The 26709-nt window shown below is 54.6% G+C and carries 23 protein-coding genes; 9 read left to right on the forward strand and 14 right to left on the reverse strand.

The window, feature by feature from the left end; genetic code table 11:
* Nucleotides 1–11: 11 nt before the first annotated feature.
* Both SH678x_RS09770 and SH678x_RS09775 read right to left on the reverse strand, forming a co-directional pair.
* Nucleotides 12–569, reverse strand: a complete 558-nt coding sequence (locus SH678x_RS09770; RefSeq protein WP_496922718.1) for a spore maturation protein — start codon at nucleotides 567–569, stop codon at nucleotides 12–14.
* Nucleotides 566–1330, reverse strand: coding sequence for a nucleoside recognition domain-containing protein (locus SH678x_RS09775; protein ID WP_496922719.1), 765 nt, complete (start codon nucleotides 1328–1330; stop codon nucleotides 566–568). Before SH678x_RS09775 ends, SH678x_RS09770 begins: the two co-directional genes overlap by 4 nt.
* A 209-nt stretch (nucleotides 1331–1539) precedes the next feature.
* On the opposite strand from SH678x_RS09775, the gene SH678x_RS09780 reads away from it, so the two are divergent.
* Complete coding sequence (locus SH678x_RS09780; protein WP_496922720.1) at nucleotides 1540–2712, forward strand: AraC family transcriptional regulator; 1173 nt, start codon at nucleotides 1540–1542, stop codon at nucleotides 2710–2712.
* A gap of 224 nt (nucleotides 2713–2936) precedes the next feature.
* Entirely contained in the window at nucleotides 2937–4124 is a 1188-nt protein-coding gene (locus SH678x_RS09785; RefSeq protein WP_496922721.1) for a sensor histidine kinase, read from the forward strand.
* A gap of 66 nt (nucleotides 4125–4190) precedes the next feature.
* Here the strand turns inward: SH678x_RS09785 and SH678x_RS09790 are convergent, their stop codons facing one another.
* The 6 genes from SH678x_RS09790 to SH678x_RS09815 all read right to left on the reverse strand — a co-directional run bounded on the left by SH678x_RS09790 (nucleotide 4191) and on the right by SH678x_RS09815 (nucleotide 12022).
* Entirely contained in the window at nucleotides 4191–5486 is a 1296-nt protein-coding gene (locus SH678x_RS09790; protein ID WP_496922722.1) for a cation:proton antiporter, read from the reverse strand.
* A 313-nt stretch (nucleotides 5487–5799) separates the two neighbouring features.
* On the reverse strand, nucleotides 5800–6312 hold the full coding sequence (locus SH678x_RS09795) for a PEP-CTERM sorting domain-containing protein (RefSeq protein WP_496922723.1): 513 nt from the start codon (nucleotides 6310–6312) through the stop codon (nucleotides 5800–5802).
* A 732-nt stretch (nucleotides 6313–7044) separates the two neighbouring features.
* Nucleotides 7045–8319, reverse strand: coding sequence for a diaminopimelate decarboxylase (gene lysA, locus SH678x_RS09800; RefSeq protein ID WP_496922724.1), 1275 nt, complete (start codon nucleotides 8317–8319; stop codon nucleotides 7045–7047).
* Between the two features lie 27 nt (nucleotides 8320–8346).
* Nucleotides 8347–9336, reverse strand: a complete 990-nt coding sequence (locus SH678x_RS09805; protein ID WP_496922725.1) for a D-cysteine desulfhydrase family protein — start codon at nucleotides 9334–9336, stop codon at nucleotides 8347–8349.
* Nucleotides 9333–10319, reverse strand: a complete 987-nt coding sequence (locus tag SH678x_RS09810; RefSeq protein ID WP_496922726.1) for a S66 peptidase family protein — start codon at nucleotides 10317–10319, stop codon at nucleotides 9333–9335. Before SH678x_RS09810 ends, SH678x_RS09805 begins: the two co-directional genes overlap by 4 nt.
* Nucleotides 10316–12022, reverse strand: a complete 1707-nt coding sequence (locus SH678x_RS09815) for a M14 family zinc carboxypeptidase (RefSeq protein WP_496922727.1) — start codon at nucleotides 12020–12022, stop codon at nucleotides 10316–10318. Before SH678x_RS09815 ends, SH678x_RS09810 begins: the two co-directional genes overlap by 4 nt.
* Before the next feature lie 185 nt (nucleotides 12023–12207).
* Here SH678x_RS09815 and SH678x_RS09820 point away from each other — a divergent pair, with 185 nt between their 5' ends.
* The 4 genes from SH678x_RS09820 to SH678x_RS09835 all read left to right on the forward strand — a co-directional run bounded on the left by SH678x_RS09820 (nucleotide 12208) and on the right by SH678x_RS09835 (nucleotide 15021).
* Nucleotides 12208–13209, forward strand: a complete 1002-nt coding sequence (locus SH678x_RS09820; protein WP_496922728.1) for an N-acetylmuramoyl-L-alanine amidase — start codon at nucleotides 12208–12210, stop codon at nucleotides 13207–13209.
* A gap of 115 nt (nucleotides 13210–13324) precedes the next feature.
* Nucleotides 13325–13939, forward strand: coding sequence for a hypothetical protein (locus SH678x_RS09825; protein ID WP_496922729.1), 615 nt, complete (start codon nucleotides 13325–13327; stop codon nucleotides 13937–13939).
* Nucleotides 13923–14306, forward strand: coding sequence for a transcriptional regulator (locus SH678x_RS09830; RefSeq protein ID WP_496922730.1), 384 nt, complete (start codon nucleotides 13923–13925; stop codon nucleotides 14304–14306). Before SH678x_RS09825 ends, SH678x_RS09830 begins: the two co-directional genes overlap by 17 nt.
* A gap of 70 nt (nucleotides 14307–14376) precedes the next feature.
* Entirely contained in the window at nucleotides 14377–15021 is a 645-nt protein-coding gene (locus SH678x_RS09835) for a hypothetical protein (RefSeq protein WP_496922731.1), read from the forward strand.
* A gap of 23 nt (nucleotides 15022–15044) precedes the next feature.
* Here SH678x_RS09835 and SH678x_RS09840 read toward each other — a convergent pair whose 3' ends face one another.
* The gene (locus SH678x_RS09840; RefSeq protein ID WP_496922732.1) at nucleotides 15045–16379 is read right to left on the reverse strand and encodes an MFS transporter; all 1335 of its coding nucleotides are present in this window, start codon (nucleotides 16377–16379) and stop codon (nucleotides 15045–15047) included.
* 17 nt (nucleotides 16380–16396) lie between these two features.
* A complete protein-coding gene (locus SH678x_RS09845) occupies nucleotides 16397–17233 on the reverse strand; it encodes a sugar phosphate isomerase/epimerase family protein (protein WP_496922733.1) in 837 nt (278 codons plus the stop codon).
* Nucleotides 17234–17508: 275 nt separating this feature from the next.
* Between SH678x_RS09845 and nagB the strand changes: the two genes are divergently transcribed.
* The gene (gene nagB, locus SH678x_RS09850; RefSeq protein ID WP_496922734.1) at nucleotides 17509–19485 is read left to right on the forward strand and encodes a glucosamine-6-phosphate deaminase; all 1977 of its coding nucleotides are present in this window, start codon (nucleotides 17509–17511) and stop codon (nucleotides 19483–19485) included.
* Between the two features lie 4 nt (nucleotides 19486–19489).
* Here the strand turns inward: nagB and SH678x_RS09855 are convergent, their stop codons facing one another.
* Nucleotides 19490–20926, reverse strand: a complete 1437-nt coding sequence (locus SH678x_RS09855; RefSeq protein ID WP_496922735.1) for a glycerol-3-phosphate dehydrogenase/oxidase — start codon at nucleotides 20924–20926, stop codon at nucleotides 19490–19492.
* A gap of 139 nt (nucleotides 20927–21065) precedes the next feature.
* Between SH678x_RS09855 and glpK the strand changes: the two genes are divergently transcribed.
* Both glpK and SH678x_RS09865 read left to right on the forward strand, forming a co-directional pair.
* Nucleotides 21066–22556, forward strand: a complete 1491-nt coding sequence (glpK, locus tag SH678x_RS09860; protein WP_496922736.1) for a glycerol kinase GlpK — start codon at nucleotides 21066–21068, stop codon at nucleotides 22554–22556.
* Nucleotides 22557–22587: 31 nt separating this feature from the next.
* Entirely contained in the window at nucleotides 22588–23310 is a 723-nt protein-coding gene (locus tag SH678x_RS09865) for an MIP/aquaporin family protein (protein WP_496922737.1), read from the forward strand.
* A gap of 40 nt (nucleotides 23311–23350) precedes the next feature.
* Here the strand turns inward: SH678x_RS09865 and SH678x_RS09870 are convergent, their stop codons facing one another.
* From SH678x_RS09870 to SH678x_RS09880, 3 genes are all read right to left on the reverse strand, one after another.
* Nucleotides 23351–24850, reverse strand: a complete 1500-nt coding sequence (locus tag SH678x_RS09870) for a glycoside hydrolase family 99-like domain-containing protein (RefSeq protein WP_496922738.1) — start codon at nucleotides 24848–24850, stop codon at nucleotides 23351–23353.
* Nucleotides 24851–24989: 139 nt separating this feature from the next.
* Entirely contained in the window at nucleotides 24990–25442 is a 453-nt protein-coding gene (locus SH678x_RS09875) for a carboxypeptidase-like regulatory domain-containing protein (protein ID WP_496922739.1), read from the reverse strand.
* 24 nt (nucleotides 25443–25466) lie between these two features.
* The gene (locus SH678x_RS09880; protein WP_496923066.1) at nucleotides 25467–26582 is read right to left on the reverse strand and encodes a DUF1559 family PulG-like putative transporter; all 1116 of its coding nucleotides are present in this window, start codon (nucleotides 26580–26582) and stop codon (nucleotides 25467–25469) included.
* Nucleotides 26583–26709 lie beyond the last annotated feature (127 nt).

Consider the following 26709-nt stretch of genomic DNA (forward strand, 5'->3'; position numbering starts at 1 on the left):
CGCGGCGTGCTTTAGCTATACAGCCAATAGCCCATCACAATCGCGATCACGATTCCCGCGGCGTCGGCCAGCAGACAGGCCGGCAGCGTGTGCCGTAATTTCTTCACCTGAATCGCGCCGTAGTAAACGGTCAAAACATAAAATGTCGTTTCCGAACTGCCCATCAGCAAGGTCGCTACCTTGCCGATGAATGTGTCGGTGCCGTGCACGTCGTAGATTTCGAGGAGCACGCCTCGCGCGCCACTCCCCGACAATGGCCGAATCAGCGCCAAGGGAATCAGTTCCAACGATTCGCCGTACTCGCCGAGTCCCATTTTGTTCAGGCACCACATGCCGGCGACTTTGATGTCGTCGAAGGCGCCGCTAACGGTGAAGACCTTGATGATAAACAGGATCGCGACCAGATAAGGAATGATCATCACCGCGATGCCGAAACCTTCTTTCGCACCCGTGACGAATGACTCGTACATCGGCACTTTTTTGTACCAACCCCACAACAAGATCATCAGGATCACGAAGGGGATGGCCCACTGACCGCAAACTTCCATGAGGGCGAAAAAGTCGCTCATTCCGACACCTCATTTTCCGCGTCGGGTGTCTCGCTGTTTGAATGCTCGACCGCAAATCGGGGCGATTTGCTCAGGGTCCGCGTGATAAAGATTGCCAACAGCGTGCTGAGCAGCGTCGACAAAATGATGGGCATCAACGGCCCCACGGGATCTTCGCTCCCCTTGAGCGCCCGATATCCGATCAGCGTAAAAGGAATCAACACGATGCTGCTGGTATTAATGGCCAAGAACATCGCCATTGGATTCGTCGCGGTGTCCTTATGGGGGTTCAGCGTCTGCAATTCCTCCATCGCTTTCAGACCGAATGGCGTGGCCGCATTATCGAGCCCCAGGATATTGGCCGACAGGTTCATGAGGATTGCCCCCTGGGCGGGATGACCGTCGGGCACCTCTGGGAAGAGCCATCGCATCAACGGCCTCATCACTCGTGCCAGTGCCGCGACCATTCCCGAGTCTTGGGCAATTCGCAAGATTCCTAACCACAAGGCCATGAAGCCGATCAGGCCGATACAGATTTCCACGGCCGTCGTGGCGGAATCCATGATGGCCTTATTCATGTCTTTGCCCATCTCCATCAGATTGCGGTGGTCTCTTTGCTCGGCCGTGCGAGCCACGGGGCCAACTGGTGGGGCGTCCCCTTCCGTGGCCACGGCGGCTGGGATTTGGGCAGCCGAGTCGCCGTTCCAGCTATTCAAAGCCGCCTTGCCAAATCCATAGACGATGCCGATCACCAGCATCCCAAACCAAATTTTGTTCAGCATGAATTCCGCTTCCCCATGAGACTATTTCGAGCCTGCATAACAGTCATAACCCGCGCCGCCACTTGCGGACGTTCTCTAGCTTAGCAAGAGTCATACAAAAAACACTACTAAGCCTCTCGAAAATGCGCACGCTGCCAACTAGAATTGAGCAAGGGCCTGATGTCATCCTGCCGGGGCTGCATTTTCCTTCGAGCTTTCGCTAAATCCGTATGACGATTGATAAGAACCGTGTTCATCAAGTTGCCGTTCTTGTGGAAACCGAGGACAGCTGGGGGTGCAGTGTCATCCACGGCATCGCCGACTATTCCCAGGACCACGGCCACTGGAATTTGTTAATCGATCCCCGCGACCACGAACAGCGCTCGCTGCTGCCGGATCAATGGTCCGGCGATGGGATCATTGCTCGCATCGGCAACCGCACGCAGCTCGATCAAATTCGTAATCGCTCGGAACCCAAGATCAACGTCGATACCGTCTTCGAAGGCCTCGACGGCTTTTACGATGTGATCACCGACGACGAACAACGGGCCGATTTGGCTTTAGCCCATTTGCGCGATCGCGGGTTTGAAGAGTTCGCCTATTTTGCGCCCCCCAGTTTGAAATACTCGACTCGCCGTGGCGAAGCCTTTATCGCTGCAGTCACCAAAGCGGGTTACCGTTGCCGGGAATACAAACCTGGCTACCGCGTGGGCCGGAAGATTGGTTGGGAAGAACAACAACGTCGCGTGAGCCGCTGGCTAAAATCTTTGCCGCGACCCGTGGCGATTTTTACCGTCGATGCCAACCGTGGCCGACAGCTCACCGAGATTTGCTACCTCAGCGGCATTCGCGTACCCGATCACGTGGCGATTCTCGCTGGCGACACCGACGAGCTGATGTGCAGTGTTTCGACACCGCCACTTTCGAGCATCGCCCTCGCGGGACGGCGCATTGGTTATGAGGCCGCCGCGCTATTGGATCGCTTGATGCAAGGCGAAAAGCCTTCACGCAAGACTTACAAGATTCCGCCGCAGGGCGTGATCAGTCGGCAATCAACCGACATCTTGGCCATCGACGACGAATCGATGGTCCGTGCGTTGCGCTTTATCCAAACGCATGCGTTTCAGGATATCGTTGTGAAAGACATTCTGAACGAGGTTCCCATCTCGCGGCGGAGTTTGGAAATTCAATTCCAACATTATCTGGGCCGTTCCCCCGCCGAAGAGATTCGCCGCGTGCGGCTGGAAAAGGGCAAAGAACTTCTGGCCCGCTCGGACTTCTCCATCGGCGAAATCGCCGTCGCCTGCGGCTTCGCCAACACAACCCGCTTCGGCGTGGCCTTCCGCAAACGCTACGGCCAAACGCCGCTCGCGTATCGCAAGCAGCTCTCCCGCTCAACATAGTTCATTATCCAAACATTAGCCGCGACGTGTCGCGCAGCAACGCGGAGCGCGCGAGCCCTCCTGTGCTGGTTCGCCGTCTTTCCTAGCCGAATTCCCGGCTTCAGGGGCGAACTTCCGCCGTACTCTGGTGGTTAGCTTGTGGGTCTCACCCGCTAAAGCATAGAATGAGCGTGTTATTCACTCTTCCAGAGTTCGTGCGACCCGTCGCACGAACTAGGAAATTCATGCGGCTTGCCGATTTCATTGTCTCAAACATCGAACCCATTCTCTTGGAATGGGAATCATTCGCCCGTAGTATCGCATCCGCTGAGAGCATGGATGCCCTGGCTTTGCGGGACCATGCCGGCGACATCCTGCTGGCTACCGTGCGGGACATGCAGTCGCCACAGAGTTCCACCGAACGGACCGCCAAGTCCAGGACTCACTCCACGTCCAACACCGGCGAAGTGACCCTAAATGGAGCATCCGAACTGCATGCCATTGATAGGTTGGGCTCCGGCTTTGACCTGATGGAAGTTGTTTCGGAATATCGAGCACTCCGCGCAAGTGTGCTGCGACTGTGGGCCGACAGTGCACCCGACCCACATGCCAGTGCCGTCGATGATGTAACCCGCTTCAATGAATCGATTGATCAATCGCTTTCCAAGGCGGTGAGCTGCTACACGCAGCGCGTGAACCAGTCCCGGGATCTCTTTTTGGCGATCCTCAGCCACGACCTCCGTAATCCGCTCAATTCCATCGCCATGTCGGCGGCACTGCTTCCGCTGCTGGTTCAACCCGCTCCCGAAACGAATGAAGTGGTTGCCCAGATCGCGACGAATGCCGATGTGATGGGGCGGATGATTCGAGATCTTCTCGATTACACCCGCACCCGTCTGGGCGCAGGGATGCCGGTTAACGTGGCTCCCATGGATCTCGAGAGCCTCTGCAAAGAACTATTCAACGAATTCCGCACTGCCCACCCCAAGCGGGACATACGTTTTCAATCCACAGGCGATCTGACTGGCCAGTGGGACAGCGACCGCCTGCGGCAAGCCATTTCCAATCTCATGGGTAACGCCATCCAACACAGCACCCAAAGTGCGCTCGTGGAGTTGACGGCCAAAGGCGAAGGTCCCAGCGTCACGATCGCCATCCATAACGGCGGCTCCGTGATTCCACCTGGAGAGATCCCAAGCATTTTTGACCCGCTGGTGAGAGGCTCAAACGTCGAAAATCCTAAGCAAAACCGCCCTGGCAGCATCGGCCTCGGCTTATATATCTCCCGCCAAATCGCCCACTCACACGGTGGCACTATCAACGTAACTTCCACCCAGGAAGCGGGCACGACCTTCACCGTTCGACTACCACGCGAGTTCGTCAAGGACGTCGGACAGCCGATTCTGGACGAGAATCAAGTTCGCACGATGTGAATTGAATAAAGTGGGCAGAGTCTTAATTTCACAGTTGGATGCCTACAAAATTTGTGAATGCCAGCCTCAGCCCATGCGCGAATAGTAACGCATGAGCGGAGTTGATGATGCTCCGTGCAGGATAATGGACACGGTCACGGTTACGAGCGTGAGGTGAACAATGTCCTCAACAGGTTCGCCAGCAAGTCCGTGTGCGAGCGCATAGCTCAAATAGTACATCGAGCCAATGCCGCGGATGCCAAACCATGCAATGTAAGTGCGTTCGAGGTGGGGAAGGTTACTTTTGATAAGGGTTACGTAGATCGCGAGAGGACGTACAACGAAGATCAACAACATCGCCCACCCAAAGATGCGAGCTGAAAACATTTCGGCGGTCAGCAACGCTCCGGCAAGAATAACGAGTATCACTTCCGCAAACCGCTCAAGCTGCGCATTAAAGTTGAGTACGGCCTCGGCCATGTAAGCTGGGCCAGAGTCGCTGTCAGTTGCCAAATGCTCGGTGTCTGGGTTCCCGGCCGCTTGCCGCACTTCATCGGTGGGAGGAGCGGCCTGCGATAATCGTTCGACGCGACGGAGGGCAACACCGGCTGCAAAGACTGCGAGAAAGCCATACGCATGACACCAGAGTGCCACGCCATAAGAAAGGCAAATCAGGCCGACCGCAAGAAAGTTGTCGAGGCCGACGGCTTCTTCGTGATGTTTGCGCAGGTAAAGCACCATACGTGCGATGATAGTGCCAAAGACCGCCCCCACGGCGAGACCAAAACTGATGGCCCAGACGAGATCGACTGCCCACCATCGCCACCCCATCGCGCCGATCTCATGTACCCCGAGCAGGCCTAACCCCAACATGATGAATGGAAAGGCTGTGCCGTCGTTGAAGCCGGCTTCGCCCGTCAAGATAAACCTGAGCCTGTCCGAGTCAGTCGAATTCCTCACTTGAATATCGGAAGCCAACACGGGATCGGTCGGCGCCAGCACGGCGCCGAGAATGATAGCTGCGCCGAGTGGCAATCCAAGTCCCTGCACGCCTATTAACGTTAGAAAGCCAACGGTGAGCATCATACCCAAGGTAGCGAGTCTGACCGAGACACGCCATTCGCTGCGATCCAATGGCAGTCGCAGCTGCAATCCTGCGGTAAACAATGAAATGATGACGGCGATTTCTGTGACGATCTCTAGGAACTCGTCGTCTTTAACAAAGTCGAGCCGAATAAGGCCCGCACCCCCGGGCCCGAGCAAGACGCCGAATCCCAGGCAGATAATCGCTGTGCTCAAGGGGGACCGATGGAGAAACGACGAGAGCAGAGCGATTGCGATAAAAATCGCACCGACCGCCACAAACCATGGAACCAGAGTCATAAGTTCTCGCATTCTGCCCTGATGCAGTCAGCTATTTTGTAAGAGGTGCTTCCATCCGCTGCCAACTGTTAGCAACAAATCGATAACAATTGCTGCAAGCGCCATGCCGACCCGGCGCCCGCCCTGACAAAATGCGAGATTCGCTATCTACAGCCTTTTAACGCGAGCGGACTTGCAGTCACCCCGGAGCGAGCCGATGAAGCCTCTTCATTTGTGGCTGTTTCTCCAGGAGTCACGCTCCCTGCGCACCCAACGTTACAGTGTGAAACAGATCTTCGGTGGCATGAATCGCGAAGATTTGGCCTGGATGGGGCTATCCGCGCCGTAACAGGCACATCGATCCGATACAGAAGAGCAAGAGGGTCGATGGCTCAGGAATAAAAGTAACTTGAATGTCGTCAATCTCTAATGTCGGATTCAGACTAATCGAATCTCTGGTGATGAAATCAAAGTAGGGAATCCCAAAGAAGCCGGGGAGGTGAGTGAGATTCAAGTCGCCAACGTTTGTAATATCAACAGTTCCACCGGACGAAGTGATCAATGCCCATGAACCGTTCAGGCGCTCTATATCCAATGAATCCAAGTTGAAGAGCCTATCGGATTGCACGCGAAGAATATGGCCATTTATGTTACTTGTCATAGTTAGACTGGAATCATCCAGGGAATCGGGACTTATCGCCACGCAGGCGCACGACATCTCCACCGGAGCAAAAGTGAGATGATTTTCAGTATAGGGCAGTGGAGGGCTACCTGTTCCGAAGTCTATCGTAACACCGTGAAGATTCCTGCAGCAAAACAGCACCACAAACAGAATCGACGTTCGCATTGCCTGTTACCTCCGACAAGAATAAATCAGGAAACCTTTAGCGCAAACTTGTAGTTGATGTTCAGCGTGCTAAACAAAAGCCGGTGTCGCCCAGCAAGACAGTCGTGGGTCCAACTACCTCGAATGTTGAGCTTATTCTGCGGAATACAAAGCGTCAAACGAAAAGCAGGCACCACCACTTGCCAGATTTCCTGAAGAGGATCGTTTCGAGAAAAGATTAGGGGACGGGAGTCCTAAAAATCGACGCATGACTTCTTCTCCCCCTTACGTCAACACATGAGTGTCCACGAGAGCCCATGAGCGGTTCCTAGATACGGTGCCATTCGTCCGATTCGTAGTTGCCTTTCCTGCGTGTTCTCCGTGCCCTCTGTGGTTTAATATCTTCACCCCGGCCAAGAATTGTTGTGGCGAAGCACTTCGCAATCGCGATAATGGTGTTCGCCCAACTGTAGGCATGCTCTTTGAAAACTGGATTTGTGGAACGTAATTTTGGAACGCAGTTTCCGTACGTTTTGACCAAAAGTCGACTGCTTTTGGCACGTATGAATTTCGCAAGGGCTTGAACGTTCAGCACTTGTGACATCGCCAAGTGACAAAACCCAGGAGTTTCGTCACCAAAGTTGGGACCCCAGCGTACGGGCGAAAAATCGAGCTTTGCGTGCTCAGGGAGCTGCAAACTACGCAAACCTGGCAAACCTCGCAAAGCTGAAGTCCGTGCGGAGATGCTCGTCGTTAGCGCGGAATCATTTCCCCGGCGATCAAATCGTCGAAGGTCTGACGCTTGCGTACGAGATGGGCTTTACCGCCGTCGATGAGCACTTCGGCGGCCAGCGGTTTGCTGTTGTAGTTGCTGCCCATCACAAAGCTGTAAGCCCCCGCGCAGCCGATGACCAGATAATCACCCACGGATGCAACCGGCAGGTCGCGCGTGCTGACGAAGCCGCCGGCTTCCTGGGTAAAAATATCGCCCGATTCGCACAGCGGTCCGCCAACCACGACGGGCTGGAGATCGGGCGCAGCGGCGCTTCCATCACGAGGACAAATGGCAATCGGATGATACGCGCCATACAGAATCGGCCGCGCGAGGTTATTGAAACCAGCGTCGACCAAGTAGTAAGTTTTGCTCCCCATTTGTTTGACCGCGCGGATTTCGGCGATCAAGCTGCCACTTTCCGCGACGAGATACCGCCCCGGCTCGAGTTCCAGCGAAAGAGGATGGCCAAAAGCCTTGGCCAAACGCTGCCGTGTGCCATCCCAGAGCGTGAAGTAGGCACCAATGTCAACGCGTTCTTCACCTTGACGGTAGGGCGTGGGGAGCCCGCCACCCGCGCTGATCGTGTGCAGCGTGGGGCCGACTTCGAGCGCCGTCTGTTCCATGGCCTGACAGACGGTGCCCAAATGCTGCATGTCGGTGCCCGAGCCGATGTGCATGTGCAGACCGGTGATCTTGATGTTGGCCTTCGTAGCGCGTTCGATGCAGTTGGGAATCTGCGTGAGCCAAATACCATGCTTCGAGCCTTCGCCGCCGGTGTTGGTTTTTTGGCTGTGCCCGTGGCCGAAGCCGGGATTGATGCGCAAAGTGACTTCACGGCCCGGGGCTCGCGCGCCGAGTTGGTCGATCATGTCGGGCGAACCGCAATTCACCGGGATGTTATGTTCCACGACAAGATCAAGCGCTTCGGCGTCGAAAATATCAGCCGTGAACATGATCTCCGGATGCTCGCCGCCGCCCGGCTTGTAACCCGCCGCCAAGGCCCGGCGAATTTCGCCCGCGCTCACGGCGTCGACAAGCACGCCGTGTCGGCGCACAAGATCAAGAATCGCCAAATTAGAACACGCCTTTTGCGCGTAGCGTACAACGTCGAACGCGGAGAGTTCACGGATTCGTTCGACAATCACCGCAGCATCGTAAACATACACCGGCGTGCCAAACTCTTGGGCCAGCTGAGGAATCGATTGACCGGCGATTTGATTAACGCGAACAGGGAAGTCGGGGGCTAATGTCATACGAAATTCCTAAATCTTTCTCGCGAGTTAAGCAAACAGGTCGCGTCGTGCGAACAAACCAAAGATGCCACCAGTATGAATAAAGACCGTGACTCGGTTGGGATCGCGTGTTTTGCGATCCGCCAGCATGCCGGCCATCGCCTTGGAGGTGTAGCTAGGATCAAGGGCGATCCCCTCGGTGCGTCCCAGCAATCGAATCGCTTCGATCCCAGCCGTTGTCGGAATCGCATAACCATCGCCGATAAACCCATCGACCAATTCGATAGGCGTATCGGCTTCGCTGAGATTCAATTCATACTGAGTGATCGTGGCCGTGATAAGTTCGCGCAGCTTTTGGCGAAAGTATTCGGAGCTGTCACTGACCGGCACGCCGCGAATCGACCAATTCGAGCAATCGCAGAGTGCTCTTCCGAGAATCAAGCCCGCCTGCGTGCCCCCCGACGACGTGGCGCAGTAGATATCAACGGGTGTTTCGCGGCCCAGTTGTTCCACAAGTTCGGCGATGCAGCGAATGTAGCCCCAGCATCCCAGTGGAATGCTGGCCCCCACCGGAAAGAAGTAAGGCTTGTGCCCCGCGGCTTGTTCTTCCATTTGAGCCTTGGCAACCAAGTCATTCAACTGGCTGTTGTATTCGTCCGCACTATGAAAACTGCACTCGGCGCCAAAGAGGTGATCGAGAAACAGATTGCCCTCGTGTTCGGGTTGCGATTCCGGCGAGCGAAGAATCAAACGCAACCGCAGGCTGAGTCGAGCCGCCAGAGCCGCGGTGGCCCGGCAATGATTCGATTGCAAACCGCCATGGGTGATTAGCGTGTCCGCCCCTTGAGCAATCGCTTCGGCGACGACGTACTCCAATTTGCGGATTTTGTTGCCGCTGAGTTCCAAACCCGTAAGATCGTCGCGTTTCATCAAAAGTCGCGGCGTGCCGAGAGAATGAGCAAGTTGCTTGAGTTCCACAACCGGCGTGGGGAGTTGCGCAAGTTCAACACGCGGCGGTTCGGCGGGGTGCAGTTTCATGCGGTCACCTTGCGCGTTAGCCGGACTGGATTTTCCAGCAGCGTGATGGTTTTGGCATCGGCATCCAGTTCGACGGGAATATTCAACGGCAACGTCGCGTTGTCCGAGGTGTGCCCCGTGGGATAGTTTTTAAGTATAGGAATACCCAAGTCCGCGAGATAACCGTCAAAAATCTCATCGAGTGTCAGACTCGGCTTCCCTGCGGGCGGATCGCAATCGGTGAACTGCCCCAACACAACGCCAGCAAGCTGATCCAACTTTCCCGCCAAGCGGAGTTGCGACAAGAATCGATCGATTCGATAGGGAGCTTCAGCCACTTCTTCCAAGAGCAGGATGTTACCCGTCATGTCGAACTCGTAAGGCGTGCCGAGCGTTGCACACACGAGCGAAAGGTTCCCCCCCACGAGTTTGCCTTCGGTTTTGCCCGCAGCAAACGTCACGATGTTTTGCCGCTCGTCGTCGGTAAGCGGTATTTCGTAGCCCGATGCTTTGCGATCGGTGTAACTTTCGGCGAGCACGGCGCGCCAGAATGTTCGCGACGACAATGGCGTGAGGCCATCGGGCATGCCGAGACCATCCATGGGGTGCGGAGCATGAAATGTCACCCAGCCCGCCTGTTGTTGTAGCGCCGAATGCAGGGCCGTGATGTCGCTGAAGCCGGCGAGTATCTTCGGATGCTTACGAAAGAGGCTGTAGTCCAGCGAATCCAAGAGCCGTGTGACACCGGTTCCTCCCCGGGCGGGAAAGATCGCCGCCACTTCAGGATCGAGCACCGCCTTGGTCAGTTCTTCGATGCGGGTTTCGTCGTCTCCCGCCAGATACCCCCAGCGACGATAGATATCGCCGAAGAGTTTGATCCTAAATCCCATCTCTTCGTAGCGGCCGATCGCGCGCTCAATCTTTTCCGGATCAGGAACACTGGCCGGGGCGATAATCGCAATCGTGTCGCCGCGATAAAGGGCTGGTGGAACAAGAGTTTTCACTGCACGCCACCTCGCCGTCGGAGCAAGAGCTCACCGCTGGCTCCTGGCAGAAACTTGTGGTCGTTCACAACTAACTTTCCTCCGAGCATAACGTGTTTAATCGCCGCCGGTGAAAACTCTTTCGTACCCGAGTCGAAAAATAACAAATCGGCCGTGTTGGTGAGTCGGATATCACTACGACTCGTTAGCCCCAACTCATTGGCGAATTTGAAATTGCCATCGACCAAATTGCCAAGCGAACCCTGCGGTGTGAAATCTGTTGGCAAATATTCTTGTTTCAGAACTGGCAACCCAAACCAATTCAACACATTCTGCAAGCCATCCAACTTATTTCCTACGACACCAAGAACACCCGCCGCAATGCCGCGGAGGAGATGATCTCGCACTCTGGAATCGGCATTCGTTGGCAGTTTCGCCACAAAACCGACGTTCAGCGGCCAATTTGCGTTGGCAGATAATTTTGCTAGCGCATCAAGTTCCGCTGTCTCATTGAGGTTCACGCTGCCAATCACTGTTGTGATGCCTTGCTCTAGAAACATTTGAGCCCGTTCGGCCGTCGGAAGTTGCAGTGGGGTGATATCGGCCTGATATACCAAGCGGCCCGGCACGCACAGTAAACCTTGGTACTCCAAAACTTGCTTTCCGGTGGTGACACACAAGTCGCCAAAGTCGTCGATACGACCGCCGCGCTCGATGGGCACGCGGTCTTGTTGTTTTGTGAAGTTGATCCCGAGGTCGGCTTTGAACGGATCGTGACCGCAGGTTGGCACAACTTCGGCATCACGCACGACGATGTCGAATATGTATTGATCGCTTGATCGCGGCAACGCATCGTAATCCTTGGGATCAACCGTCGTATAACAGCCATTCGCGATGGCGGCGAAGGCGTTGATCATGCCCAGGAAATGCACCTGAACGAGTGGAGTCGTATCGACAGTCGACCACCCCCCTGCTTCAACCGTCAGCGTGGCAATCTTTTGTTGCTGCACCCACTCGCCAAAGCAGCGCGGCATGAAGTCGGCGTCGTACCGCGAGATCATTCCCTCGCAATGCGGCCGCACGGCATCGAGAAAAGCGACGGCCACTTGTCGGGCTTGCTCGGTCCATTCGGTCTGCGTGTCGGGCTCATCGATGGGAGGAACCAAGAGCGATACCGCCGCCACGTGAAACCCGTCGACCGACGTGCCTGGCTGTTGATTGTGCAAATTGAATGCGAACTGCGGTTTGACTTGCTCCACCATCTTGCGGAGAAGTCGTCCCTCGGGTGTGGCTAAGTGCAAGGCGTCACGATTGATGTCGATATCTTGCGCGTTGCGGCGGATATAACGCTCCGCGCCGTCGGGGTTAAGCATCGGCACGAGCGAGAGCGTGCATTCGCTGAGAATATCTTTAGCCACCGTATGATCGGGGTGTCGCTGCAAGAGATCGATCAAGTCAATGAGCACCGCCGTGTGTGTTGGCTCGTTGCCGTGCATCTGTGACCAGGCGAAGATTTTGATCGGCCCCTGCCCCATCGTGACCGAATGAATTGGCCGCCCTTCGTAGGATTTGCCAATTTCTTCGAGGAGCATGCCGTCTGGACGCAGGGCTTGAAGCTCCTTGAGGATTCGTGTGACGTCTTTTTCACGCAACTGAGCGGGCGGAACAGTCAGCAGCGGACTAGCCGCATAGTCTTCCCAAACAAACATAGGAACGGTCTTCATGGCGATTCACGGTTTAACGGCGGTGAGGAGCACTGATTATTCCTTAACTCCAACTGGCCGGGAATCCCTGAGCGGGTAATTCGTGTTAGCGAGAGTCGCTTGCGCAAAGTTTCGTCGCCGACCGGTAATGCGTTGATAGAATAAAGGTGTAAAGCCGATTTCTTTGCTCCTTGAGGTGAATCGACATGCCGACGGTTATCTTGCGTGGTGGTTTGTTGCTGGGTCTCGCGTTTATAGCACAATCGGCATTGGCCCAAAGTGCAGGCGAAAAGCTTGAACGAAAGGGCGACGAAATCGTCGTTTGCGGACAGTTGTACCACACGACCGCTCCCGTGAAGTTGTGGATGGACCCCGAAGGATACGACGCCTACCGCGTGGAGCGGCGTTTCGGCCCGATTGAAAAAGCCGATTGGAAGCAAACTCTCGAAGAAGCCAAGCTCGATTCGCCCAATCGCTACGGCATTCGCAAGGATACGCTCTCCGCCGAAGAACTGGAAAAAGTCCGTGGCGGTGGGTGGGATTTGCCGATGCTCCAAGACGTGGTCGATCAATTCGTGATGCACTACGACGTTTGCGGCACGAGCGAAGTCTGTTTCAAGGTGCTTCACGATTCCCGTGGCTTGAGCGTTCACTTCATGCTCGACGTCGATGGCACGATCTACCAAACGCTCGACCTTAAGGAAAGAGCTTGGCATGCCACGATTTCTAATTCGCGTGCCATCGGTATCGAGATCGCCAACATGGGGGCCTATACCGACCCCAATGATGAGGTCTTTAAAAAATGGTATTACACCGACGACAACGGGATCGTGGAACTCCGACCTCCGCGTGGCATCATGCATTTGGGACTGCGCAAAGTGCCGTTTGTGGGTCATCCCGCTCGCAATGAATTGATCAAAGGTGAAATTCAAGGGAAAGAATATTACCAATACGATTTCACACCCCAGCAATACGATTCGCTGATCAAGCTGACGGCGACCCTCAGCAAGATTTTCCCCAAGATCAAATGCGACTATCCTAAGGACAAAGATGGGAAACTTATTCCTCATGTTCTCACTGAGGAGGAGTGGCAAGATTTTGAGGGTGTGCTTGGCCATTACCATGTGCAGGCCAACAAGCAGGATCCCGGCCCCGCGTTTGATTGGGAAAAGGTCGTTGGCGGAGCGCAGCAACTTATCAACAAGTAGCAACAATACAATCTGCTTCTATCCCCGCTTCTGGAAATTCGCTTGACACTGCCCGTTCGCGCTGCTACTTTGTAACGCAAAGTGAAGTTTTGGGCAGCACACTTGTGGTACCGTCATGGAATTGCGCGAAGCACTTTTCCAAATTACCGAGATTCGTCAGCAAATGGCTCAAAATGAGCTGTTTCGTGGCTATCGTGCACTGACGGTCGCCTTTTCGGGAACCTTAGCCTTGGTCACGGCACTGTTGCAGCCCTACTTTGTCAAACCGGACAGCCAGCTCACTGATTTTCTTATCCTTTGGATATCAGTCGCCGGCATCTGCCTCATCGCTGCGGCGATTCAATTGTGGCGGCGGGTACGGCTCGCTGATTCGCGTCTTGCCCGGCAAGCGACGTTGCTCGCCACCGAACAATTCCTGCCGAGTCTGCTCATAGGCGCCGTCATCACGCTCTGTATTTATCGCTACGCACAGAGTCCGGCGTGGATGCTTCCCGGTTTGTGGTCGCTCGGTTACAGCCTCGGCATTTTCGCATCGTACCGATTGCTGCCCAGGCAGGTGGTGTGGGTGGCATTGTATTACGTTTGTGCGGGAGCGATTTGCTTGATTTACGGCCAAGGCCCGAGTGCTCTTGCGCCCTGGCAGATGGCTTTGTGCTTTGGTGGTGGGCAGTTATTCGGGGCTGCGGTTTTGTATTGGACTTTGGAGCGAAAACATGGCACGACAGAGTAAAGGCGAACAAGCGGGCCGTTTTTCTTACGAGGGCCTCGACCGCGTGATCCACGAAAAGGCGCGCTTAGGAATCTTGGCGTCGCTCGCTGCGAACAGCGGTGGTTTGCTGTTTAACGACCTCAAAGAGCTTTGCAATCTGACCGATGGGAATCTCAGTCGGCATCTTTCGGTGTTGAGCGAAGCTGGCTTGGTGGAGATTTGGAAAGGTCAGCAAGGTTCTCGCCAGCAGACGATGTATCGTCTCACCGCCGAAGGTCGCACGCGGTTCGGCGAATACATCAGCGTTTTGGAAAGCGTTGTTTCCGACGCACAGCAAAAGGCCAGCCAACAAGGGGCTGCTTCCGCGGCTGTCTGGCGTCCGGCTTAGGCACACTCTCTTTTTTTATCTTCTAACTTTGCATTGCAAAGTTTTCACCCACGATGAAAGGAAAATCAATATGAACATGCAGAACAACACAACGATTGGAAGTATGGATGTTGGTGGCGGTTGGCGCGGAACGCGGTGGCGGATGACCGCGTGGGCTTCGGTGGTGGGACTTCTTCTACTCGTGCCTCTGACCGCGATGCAGTACACCGAAGAAGTGAATTGGACCCTGTTTGATTTTGTTTTTATGGGTGCGCTGTTGATGAGCGTGGGTGCTGTTTACGAGGTAGCCATGAGAATGACAGATAGCACTGCATATCGAGTTGCCGTCGGCATCGCGGTCGTAACCACATTTCTGCTGGTGTGGATCAACGGCGCCGTGGGGATCATTGGCGATGGGCCGATCAATTTGCTGTACTTGGGCGTCATTATGACCGGCTTGGTCGGCGCGCTGATCGCAAAACTCGAGGCCCTGGGGATGGCCCGCGCGCTCATAGCCATGGCAATGGCTCAATTGCTCGTACCGGTTATCGCACTCGTAATATGGAAAGCCGGCTGGCAGGAGGCACTCATGGATCCGGACTCTCCCCATGCACCATTTGCGCCAGGCATCGGGCCGGTTTTTATTTTGAATTCGGTCTTCGCGATGGCGTTCGTCGCATCGGCGTTCCTGTTTCGTCATTCGGCGCGCAGGAACGTTGAACGCGGTGCGACATAATGTTCGGCCAAACCTGGAAGAACTCATACAGAGTCTTCATCAATTGCCGGTGTGACGCCGCGCTTTTCGTGGAAGGCGAACGCGAAAACTACAAAGATCGCACCGGCCATCATGGCTGGCAGCAGCCAAAACTCTTTCCATTCGAGCATCGTTTGTGACAGGAGTTGAGGATCGATGCCCTCAGGCAATTTGACGGAGAACATCCGCTCGAGTGATTGGCCAAAGGTCAGTTGTGTGTCGGTTTTTCCGGCTTGGATGGCGGCGTTGAGTTTGTCGTAATTCGGAACCGACGTGGCAAAACGGACCCCGGCAATCCAATAGCCAAAGAACATGCCAACGCCTTGCGTGAAGAACACGAGCATGCACTGAGCCTGCCCTTTCACGTCGGCGGGAGCTTTGGAATCGGTGTACATAAAGCCGGTGACGAAGAAAAAATCGTAGCACACACCATGAAGTAACACGGCCAGCAGGATCATCGACACGACTTGTTGTGGGGCGCCAAAGGCAAACAGCAAATATCGCGCTGACCAGGCAGCCATGCCTACCAGGATCATGTTTTTCACGCCCAGTCGACGGAAGAAGAATGGGATCAAGATCATGAAGAAGATCTCGCTCATCTGACCGAGAGTCATCGTGGCAGCCGGTTGTTCGAAACCAATCTGCCCCAACAGATTCGAGGTGAAACCGTAGTAATAGGCCAGCGGGATGCAGATCAGCGTCGAACAGACAATGAAGATGAAGAACGGCATATTCCCTAGCAGCTTGAAGGCATCCATCATCAGCAGCGTGCGCATGTTAAGCGGCTTGTCTTTAGCTGGCGGCGGCGTGTGCGGGAGCGTGAAGGAGTAAAACCCGAGAGCGACCGAGCAAATGGCTCCCAAACGGAAGATATTGAAGCTGCTCGACCAGCCTTGAAAGCCGACAAACAGCCCGGCGACGATCCAACCGATTGTTCCCCAAACGCGAATCCGTGGGAATTTGTTGGGGTCGTCGACGTTGGAAAACACGATTGAATTTCCTAAACCCAATGTTGGCATATAACACAGCAGATGACCTAGGATAACCCAAACCAACGCACTGCCGTTGCCGGCTTCGGCAAAGCCGGGGGCCATCCACAACAGTACGCCGCCGATCAGCATCAACATGCCCATCACCGCCTGCGAAGGAAAAAAGCGGTCGGCGATCAAACCTAAAAACAATGGTGAGATGATCGCGGCGATCGGCGCGCTGCCATACGCCCCACCGATAAAGTCCTTCAGTTCGTTCTCGCCCAAGCATTGGCCTAGCGTGGCGAACCAAGCCCCCCACGTAAAAAATTGGAGGAACATCATCACCGACAGGCGTGCTGCAACAGACATGAAAACCTCGAAAAGCGTTAGGCTTGCATCAGACGATTTAATAAGTCGACCGCGTGGCGAATTTCTTGTTCCTGGCGTTCGGGCTCTTGAGGAATTTCGCGTTCGATCGTAAGCGGACCCGCGTAGCGAATCTCGGACAGCGTTGCCAAGAAATCGGCAAAATTGACATCCCCTTCGCCCAGGGGCATTTCCTGGCCCCAGGTTTTGCCTGGCTCATCCGACCACTTGGCGTCCTTGCAATGAACGCTCCGAACAAAGCGGCTTAACCGTTTGAGGGCTGGAATCGGCTCGCCGCAGCCGTAGAGAATCATGTTCGCGGGGTCGAAATTCACAAACAAGTTCGGCCGGTCGACATCGGTCAAAAATTCTTCCAGCAGTTCCGCCGATTCCTGCCCCGTTTCCAAATGAACGGCCAACTCCTTCGCCGCACAGTAGTCACAGATATCGCGTGTGACATTGAGCAACTCCAGGTATTCCGGCGACTCTGTCTCGTGAGGCACGAAACCCAGATGCAGGCCCACGGATTTGACGCCCATCTGGGCGGTGAAATCGGCGATTTCTTTGAGCTCGGCCACGCGATCGCGGCGGGTTTCCAGGGGAACAATCCCAACCGTGCGTTCGACCGTGGGAATATCAGCGTAACTCTCGCCGTCGAAGCCAGCAAAGACACAGGTGACTTCCACATTCAATCGGCGCAGTTCGTCGGCCATACGCGCGGCTTCGGCGGGGGTGCGCTTTTCCTCGCTGGGGGCGTGCAAATGGATGGTGGGGATGGCGAGCTTATCCAACACGTCGAAATGAATTCCTAGCCCCGTATCGAGACTCGTAAACACGCCCAAGGGCCAACGAAACATGCATGCCTCCGACTGGAAAGAGTTTTCAAATTCAGCCGCATTTTAGTGGAAGTGCCGCAAACGTTCCATGAGCACATTTGCGTCGAAAATGAGATTTTCGTGCGCAATCGCAAGCTAGTGGTGCGCCAATTGTAGACAGTTCACTGCGCTGCACCATACCCTATTTGTTTTGGTGTCTATCTGAGAACTCAAGATGATCTTGCACTAGCTTTTGAGCTCAATTCCGTGGATAGTAGGAGTATTCGATTATCTTCCCGAGATGGGACCTAGATGCCATGAAGACTCACGAAAACAACTCCCAAAACGCCATGCACGCCGCACCCTTTCATTCCGAATCGCACCCGGAAAAAATCTCCTGCAACGTGTTTCGCAATGCGAAGGACGCCAGTCATTACGTAGCTCATCAGATCTCCGATTTGATTCGTCAGCGGACCGAAGCCGGCAAGATGTGCGTCTTGGGATTGGCCACCGGCAGCACGCCCACTTCGGTTTACGAAGAACTTGTGCGTTTGCATCGCGAAGAGGGCCTCAGTTTTCGCAACGTCGTGACGTTCAACCTCGACGAATATTTCCCGATGCAGCCTGAAGCTCTGCAAAGTTATGTGCGTTTCATGCGCGAGCATTTGTTCGATCACGTCGATGTCTTGCCCGAAAATGTTCATATCCCTAACGGTGTGCAACCTCAGGAGAATGTTGCGGAATACTGTCGTAACTACGAACAGGCAATTGTCGATGTCGGCGGGATTGACATTCAATTGTTGGGTGTCGGTCGCACGGGTCATATCGGCTTCAACGAACCAGGTTCCGGCCGCGAAAGCCGCACCCGTTTGATCACGCTCGACAAAGTGACCCGCCGCGATGCCGCGAGCGATTTCTTCGGCGAGGAACATGTCCCATTGCGAGCGATCACGATGGGTGTCGGAACGATCCTCGAAGCTCGTCAGATTTATCTGATGGCCTTCGGCGAAGGCAAGGCGTCGATCATCGCCCAGGCGATCGAAGGCGAAGTTTCCAAGTCGATCGCCGCGAGCTTTTTGCAGGAGCATCCGAACGCCAAGATCGTGATGGACGAAGCAGCTGCGGAAAAACTCACGCGGTATCAATCGCCGTGGGTACTGGGGAATTGCAATTGGACTGAAAAGCAGACGCGTAAGGCGGTGATTTGGTTGGCGCAGAAATTGAAGAAGCCGATCCTGAAATTGACCGCCGAGGACTACAACGAAGAGGGCATGCAAGATTTGCTGGCCAGTCACGGTTCGGCATATGATATCAACCTTTCCGTGTTCCGGTATCTGCAAGGCACGATCACGGGTTGGCCTGGTGGCAAGCCAGCCCACGCACGCTTGCCGGGCGATCGCCCCCAGCGTCACGACGATATTTTCCCTAAGCGAGTACTGCTGTTCTCACCCCACCCCGATGACGATGTCATCTCGATGGGAGGCACGTTCAACCGCTTGGTCGATCAAGGCCACGAGGTTCACGTTGCCTATCAAACGTCTGGCAACATCGCCGTATTTGACGACGACGTGATTTGCTTCGCCGACTTCATCGAAGAATTCACAAAATACTTTGGCCTGCCATGCGAACAGACCGAGAAGATTATCTCCGAAATGGAGCAGTCGCTCAAACACAAGCAGCCGGGACAGGTCGATAGCCCGTCGGTGCAGGCGATCAAGTCGATGATACGTCGCGGTGAAGCCAAAGCCGGCGCCCGGGTCTTCGGTGTGCCAGCCGAGCAATGCCACTTTATGGATATGCCATTCTACGAAACGGGACGCGTTCGCAAGAAGCCGCTCGGTGAGGAAGACATCGCAATCACGGTTGATTTGTTGCAGAAGCTGCAGCCCCATCAAATCTATGCGGCGGGCGATCTGTCCGATCCGCACGGCACCCATCGCACTTGCTTGAGCGCGGTGTTGCAGGCCTGTAAGCGCGTGGAAAATGAGCCGTGGTATAAGGTTTGTGAAGTGTGGCTCTACCGCGGTGCTTGGCAGGAATGGAACCCGCATCAAATCGAAATGGCCGTGCCGCTCAGCCCGCAAGAGTTGTTGCGGAAACGGAACGCCATCTTCAAGCACGAATCGCAAAAAGACCGTGCTTTATTCCCCGGCCCAGACCCACGCGAGTTCTGGCAGCGAGCAGAAGATCGCAATCGCGCAACGGCTCGGGTTTACGACGAGCTAGGCTTGGCCGAGTACGAAGCGATCGAAGGCTTTGTCCGTTGGAACGAAGACGTCTTCGGTATGCTTTAAGCGATTAAGCGTGCATTCGGTATTGCTCCAGCTGAGCGGATCGTTCGGTGTCGCTCCAACCAAGTTCTCCGGCCATCCAATCGGCAACTTTCTCGGCGATGGCCGTGCGCTCGCGGTGGTAATAATGCCAACTCGTGCGCCGGATCATTACGTCATCGAGATGGTATGGCCATTCTGTACGGCAAATTTCTTGCACCACTTCTTGACTGATCGGCGGGGGCAAAATGCCGCTGACATTTAATCCTTTGTTCCCCTCTTGAATGGAAAGTTCTGCCGTTGTGCATCGCCCGGCCTTAAGACCAAAATGGCGGACAATCTTGTCGACTGTTTCTTCGGCCATCAATCGATAAGTCGTCAACTTGCCACCGGTGACGTCCCACCAGCCAGGGTTGCTCATGTCAATGTTATGCCGGCGCGAGATGTCCGAGGGATCACCATTCGGATCGGCCACCAACGGCCGCAGCCCCGACCAGGTGCTGATCACGTCCGAGGGGGCGATATTGGCTTCGGGAAAAGTTGTACTAACCACTCCCAAGACTTCGGCAATGTCGCGAGCATCGCACGGCGGGTTCGCCAAATCGCCGTCATAGTCGGTGTCGGTCGTGCCGAGAATCACTCGCTCGCCCCAGGGAATGGCAAACAGCACGCGATTGCCCTCGGTCATGACCACGGCTTCGGGAACCGGCAGCCGCTGACGATCGACAACCAAGTGCACTCCTTTGGTGAGGCGCAGCTTGGTTTTGGAGTGTGGCAGCTTGTCCGACCAGGGTCCGGCGGCGTTCACAACGGCCTGAGCGCGAATCGTGAAATCGTGAGCGGTCAATTGGTCACGAACCGTGCATAACCAGCCCTTGTTTTCCGATCTGGCATCAAGAAACTTCACGTGATTAATCAACTGCGCATCATGCCTCTCAGCGGATCGTAGGGTGTCGATCACTAAACGAGCGTCATTGGTGAGTGCATCGAAGTAGCGGACCGCTCCAGTGAGATTTCTGGTAGTAAGCCCCGGAAGAAGTTTTTTCGCCGCGGCGATGTTCAGCGAACTCGACCGCCCAAAGTTTTTCATTCCACACAGCAAGTCGTAGAGCCTTACACCGACAGATAGCTTCCAATACGACCAGAGTGTTCCCCGCCAAGTGGGAAAGATAAACGGCAACGGTTGAGCTAAATGCGGAGCAATGTGGCCAATGATGGTTTTTTCTTTGCTCGCTTCGCGCACGAGTCCTATACGACCTTGAGCCAGATAACGGATACCGCCGTGCAGCAAACGGCTGGAGCGGCTGCTTGTTCCCGCGGCGAAGTCGGCTTGTTCCACGAGCCCGATTCGCAAGCCTCGTAGCGCTGCGTCGCGCGCGATTCCCGCCCCCACGATGCCACCCCCGATTACGAGAACATCCAAGGTGCTTTGTTGGAGCTTGGCAATCGTATCCGAGCGGTTCATGCGAAGTCGTCCTTTGCGATAAGATGCACGCCGTTCGCTATTAGCATACAGCGATAGCTAGCGTGATTGTAGCCGATGCGTTACGTTATGGGGGCAGCAATCCGCTCTTCTTGTTTTGACTTTTCGACAGAGTTTTCGCATGACTTATTTGCTGGCCCTCGATCAGGGCACAACTTCGTCGCGGGCAATCGTGTTTGACGAACAAGGCAATGTGCTTACGATTCGGCAGCGCGAGTTCAAGCAGTATTATCCTAAGCCCGGCTGGGTCGAGCACGATCCCGAGGAAATTTGGACGACGCAATTGGGCGTCGCGATCGAAGCCTTAGCGGCTTTGAAGCTCAAACCCAGCGACGTAGCCGCCATTGGCATCACCAATCAACGGGAGACAGTAGTGCTATGGGATCGCGAGACGGGTAATCCTTTGCATAAGGCCATCGTGTGGCAGGATCGTCGAACTTCAGATGTTTGTGCCGAGCTACGCGCCGCTGGACATGAACCCACGATTCGCGATAAGACGGGGTTGTTACTCGACCCTTATTTCACCGGAACAAAAATCGCTTGGCTGCTAGATCATGTGCCGGGTGCCCGTGCGGCAGCTGAGGCTGGCAAGCTGGCCTGTGGGACGATCGATTCTTGGCTGGCCTGGAATCTGCTGGGCGGCGAGCGGCACATTACCGATGCATCGAATGCCTCGCGCACTTTGCTGATGAACATCAATAAAGGCGATTGGGATGACGAACTGCTTCAACTCTTCCGCGTGCCTCGCGAAATTTTACCGGAAATATGTTCCAGTAGCGAAGATTACGGCAGCGTAGCCACGCATTTGCCTTTGGCGGGAATCAAGCTGACGGGCATGGCTGGCGATCAGCAGTCAGCATTGTTTGGCCAAGGGTGCTTTGAACGCGGTTTGGCGAAGAACACGTACGGCACCGGTTGTTTTATGCTGATGAACACCGGCACGGAGTTTGTAAAATCACAGCATAAATTGCTGACCACCGTTGCGTGCAAGTTGGGTGAGACGACCGAATACGCGCTTGAGGGTTCAGTGTTTATTGGCGGAGCCACAGTCGGTTGGTTGCGTGATGGCTTGGGCATTATCAAATCATCTAGCGACGTTGGGCCTCTGGCCAATTCGGTGAGTGACAGTGGCGGAGTTTATTTTGTACCCGCGTTTGCCGGATTGGGTGCGCCCGACTGGGATCCTTATGCCCGAGGCACAATCATTGGCATTACCGGTGGAACAACCGCGGGGCACATTGCCCGCGCCGCGCTCGAAGGCATAGCATTTCAAGTGGCCGATTTGTTGCAAGGAATGCAGAACGATGCCGGTTACAAACTTGCCGAACTGCGCGTCGATGGCGGGGCGAGCGTGAACGACACATTGCTGCAGATTCAAGCCGACCTTGGACAGATTTCGGTTGTTCGACCCAAAGTGACGGAAACCACGGCGCTAGGGGCAGCCTATCTCGCAGGCATGGGAGCAGGAGTTTGGAAGTCGCGCGAGGCGATCACACAACATTGGGCCGTCGATCGCAGTTTTGAGCCCCAAATCAGTGCCGATGAAGCCGCCGAACGCCGCACCATGTGGCGGCGTGCCGTGGAACGGGCCAAAGGTTGGGCGTCGAACTAATCTTTTGTAGTAAAACGTGAGAGGTTCATGTATGTCGCCATTCGTCGGTGAATTTATCGGTACCATGTTGCTTGTTCTCCTGGGCAATGGAGTTGTCGCCAATGTGGTGCTGAGCGAAACCAAAGGCCATGGCAGCGGCTGGATTGTCATTACCTTTGGCTGGGGGATGGCTGTGTTTGTCGCGGTGTCTTGTGTTACCGCGGCGAGTGGTGGCCATCTCAATCCCGCAGTGACGATTGCCCTGGCCGCAGCGGAGAAATTTGATGGTTCCGTTGGTGGGTACATCACTGCCCAAATGGCGGGTGCCTTATTGGGCGCTTTTTTGGTTTATCTGACTTACATTTCACACTACGCAGCAAGCAGCGATGCTGACGCGAAATTGGCGACGTTCTGCACCGGCCCTGCCATTCGCAGCACTTGGGCCAACCTGTTTAGCGAAATGATCGGCACGTTCGTGTTGGTCTTTGCCGTCTTGATGGCCGAGCCACCCTCGGTGGGTGAAGAGAAAACAATGCTCGGTTTGGGTGCACTCGGCGCGCTGCCCGTCGGCATGTTAGTGCTCGGCATTGGTTTGTCGCTCGGCGGTACCACGGGCTATGCGATCAACCCGGCTCGCGATTTGAGCCCGCGCATCATGCACTTTCTGTTACCAATCCCCCGCAAGCGCGACAGCGATTGGTCCTACGCTTGGATCCCAGTCATTGGACCCATCCTCGGTGGTCTCATTGCCTCGGCTGTGTACAACGCAATGTAGCGAATCAATCATAGAATAGATCGTGACTCGAAAGAGTCACTCATCGCGTTTTCGGTGAGCGGATTTGGCTCAAGAGAGTCATACCAAGCAAAAGATATGTCAGGCTCACCGGTTCGGGGATGGCAAGACCAGCGGTTAGGCCACTGAGCGGATTGACATATCCGTAATACTGTTGCCACAGAGCTAAATCAGCTGAATCGACAATGCCGTCGGCATTGGTATCAGCATCTTTTTGTTGCAGCGGATAGTAGCCCGTCTGGCCGGCTTGCCGTTGCCAGACCAAAAAGTCACGGCCATCGACGTTGCCATCGCCATTGAAATCCCCCGGCGTCAACACGGAATCAATAATCGAACGGGCTTCGTCGACTTCCAAATTACTCAGCAGTTGTGACGCTTGTTCGAGCAGAGCTTGCTTCGTGCTATTGCCGGTAAACTCTTTGCGAGCGCGGTAGAGTTGGAAGATCAATTCCAGTTCCGACTCGCCGTAAGAAACGCCCGTGAACTCCTGCAATTGCAACAAGTAGTCGTAGCCCGTTTCAACGGTCGGCTCGAACATGGTTCCTTCGCCAATGTCATTCCACGTGGCGAGTTGTAGGAAATCGATCTTATTGGCGTTCTGATTAGCGAGATTCAGCGTGTTGGCCAGGACTTGGCCATTGTCGTGCGGAATATCAAACGGAATGATGTCGCCCACGCCCCCTTCGTCGTAGTAATCGTCAAAACCTGGAAATGCCACGCCACCGGCAGTATTAAGAAGGGGGGTTCGGGAGTTGTAAAAGTTGTTGATGTGGCTTTGATAATTATCGAGAGGTTCGTCCTCGTAGATCCAAGCGTATTCGCCATCGGCGTTGGTGCCCGCGTCGTTACGCTCGTACCAGAGCGTGAGAAAATCGACGGGCTCGCCGGCTTGGCCGAGGATTTCCGTCCATTGCGCCGGTTGTTGAAACGTAATTGGGCCAAACACCATCAACAGCGGATCGTTATCGGCGTTGATGCGAATGTAATTTGGGTCATTGAAATAATTGTCACGCAGATATGCGACGTTAGCTTTGGCTTGATTGATGTTGGCGGAAAAGCGATCTTCTAGCACGACGTTGTAGTCCATGCCAAAATCTTGCGTTTGATTGATGATGGCGTTCGAACTGGTCAACAAATCGTTAAGATCGCCGTTCGTTCCCTGCACGCCATACCAATTGATCATCAAGCCATCCACGCCGCTATATTTCATAAGGAGCGTGTGATACTCAATCACGTCGGCATCGCGCGAGGCGTAGGTGCCAATCTGAGGATAATAATGCGCAGCGATTTGACGACGGCCCTGGGAATCCACAATGTTGGGATTCTTGTTGTTCATCTTCCAATGCCATCCCCAGTTACTGCCACCCATCGTCGCCGGAGTTTCAAACCACGGCATGTAGTGCATGTAGACCTTCATTGGGTTGGTCTTCACAACGTCGGTGGCAGCAAAAGAGCAGGTTGCCAGGCACGTTGTGAAGGCAATCCCAAGAAAGTACGACAAAAATGAGAAGCGTTGGCTCATGGATAAGATTCGTTCAGAAATAAGCCAAAAGGGCAGTTCAATAAAATGCAAAGAGAAGAGTCCGCTTAATACATTATATCCGCGGATGAACTTTTCATGTAGTTTTGGTTGGATCAACGGGAAGCTATTTTCAAGCCGTTCAGCGTCCATCGGCGGGACCCTGAGATTTCAGTTCCAGATTGATTTCGTTCGCCCCCGGTTGAACTTGAAAGGAAAGCCCAGAAGTATCTGCCCTGCTGTAACTCTTGGGTGTAATAGAGGCTCCCGCAGGGGGCGCACCGCCTGATTCTGTTTTCTCAGTCACTGGCTTCTGGCGTGCCACCAGGGTGACTTTGTACTCGCCGGGTTTAAGTCCGGGGAGTTGTCCCGTGTAGACTTCATAGTTGCCCGATCCATCGCTCATCGCATAAGCCTGCGTGCCGCCGCCAGCAGGAATGAACGAGATGTTTGCACCGGGGACAATACTGCCATCGAGCGTGACCACCCCAGTCACGCTAGCCTCGCCGGAATTACCACACCCGCTAATCGTGAGCAGCAACGCCGCGAGGCTCAGCAAACCAAATATCCTTGAAGAAGAACAAATGTTCGACACTCCACAATCTCCTAATAAACAATCCTATTGCAACATGGCAATTTCGCCACCTTCGCGTGTCGCGAGGCCGCGATAAGCTACGGTTTCAATCGATTCTTGCACAAAGTGAACTGACCCGTCCGCCATGACGAATTGTGCACCACCAGCATGCATGCTTTTAAATCCTCGCACGGCCTTCGACAGCGCCGGCGCCTCCTGATCCTTAAAGTTTTCCGGGCGCGCGTTGGCAGGCATATAGTTGATTGGAATACTTGCGGTTGCCCAATCACCGTCAGAGAAATAGGCCGCCGAATGATAGTCCATGAATACGACGTTTTCGCCAATCATAAAGGTGTTGCTGGTTCCATCGCTGACGGACTTCATGTTGAGCGGTCGCCAGATACTAGTCCGCTGAAAGATGCCGTTGTTAGACAGCGTGTTATGGGTATCGGGTGAGCCAGTGCCGCTACCGGGGATCGAGGGGTCTGGTGGCACAGCGGGGGAATCGGCATCCGTTCCACATCTTGCGGCATCCGCTGATAAGAGCGAATCGCCGATGCAGCCTTTGTAGCTGGTGGTCGCGGTGATCGTGCCGGGCTGTAAGTTCCAATACCATTGCTCACCATCGGAGGGCTTCGCCGATTCATCAGATGGACAACTCAAGATCGGAAGTTGCGTTGCCACGATATCACGAATAGCCATGTTCCCCATTCCGGCCCCGGCGCTGGCTCGCGCAATAAATTTTGCATTCGGCGCAGTACTCGTAATTTTATAGTTCTTTACGATTTGATCGTGAAATGCCTGTTGCTCAAGCTGCGGCAAAATATCGACGATCCATCCCTTGCCGTTATATCCGGTGGCGGGTCTAGGTTCATTGGCCGGTGCGATTACTGTCGCCCCAGGGTTACATTCAGCTATCCAGTTATCCAGATCCCAGTGAGGAATGCTTTGAGGGAATTTCTTCTTGGCATCATGATAATTTAAGCATGCCAAGCCAAGATTCTTGAGATTGTTCGAGCACTGACTGCGACGGGCGGCTTCGCGCGCGGCTTGAATCGCAGGGAGCAGCAAGGCCACCAACACGCCGATAATCGCGATGACCACCAACAGTTCGACAAGGGTAAAGCCCTTATGATAGTTTGGTTTGTTGGTATTAACCATTTGCCGACATGGCACCAATTTGTTGTTGAAATAAGACATGAATCGACTCCTTGGCGTTTGCCACGCCTTTCTCGCGGTCAATCTGCTCCGCAGTTCGCGAAATAACTGAATTGAAATCATCTGTTCG

It is taken from the genome of Bythopirellula superficialaquae (assembly GCF_059632245.1).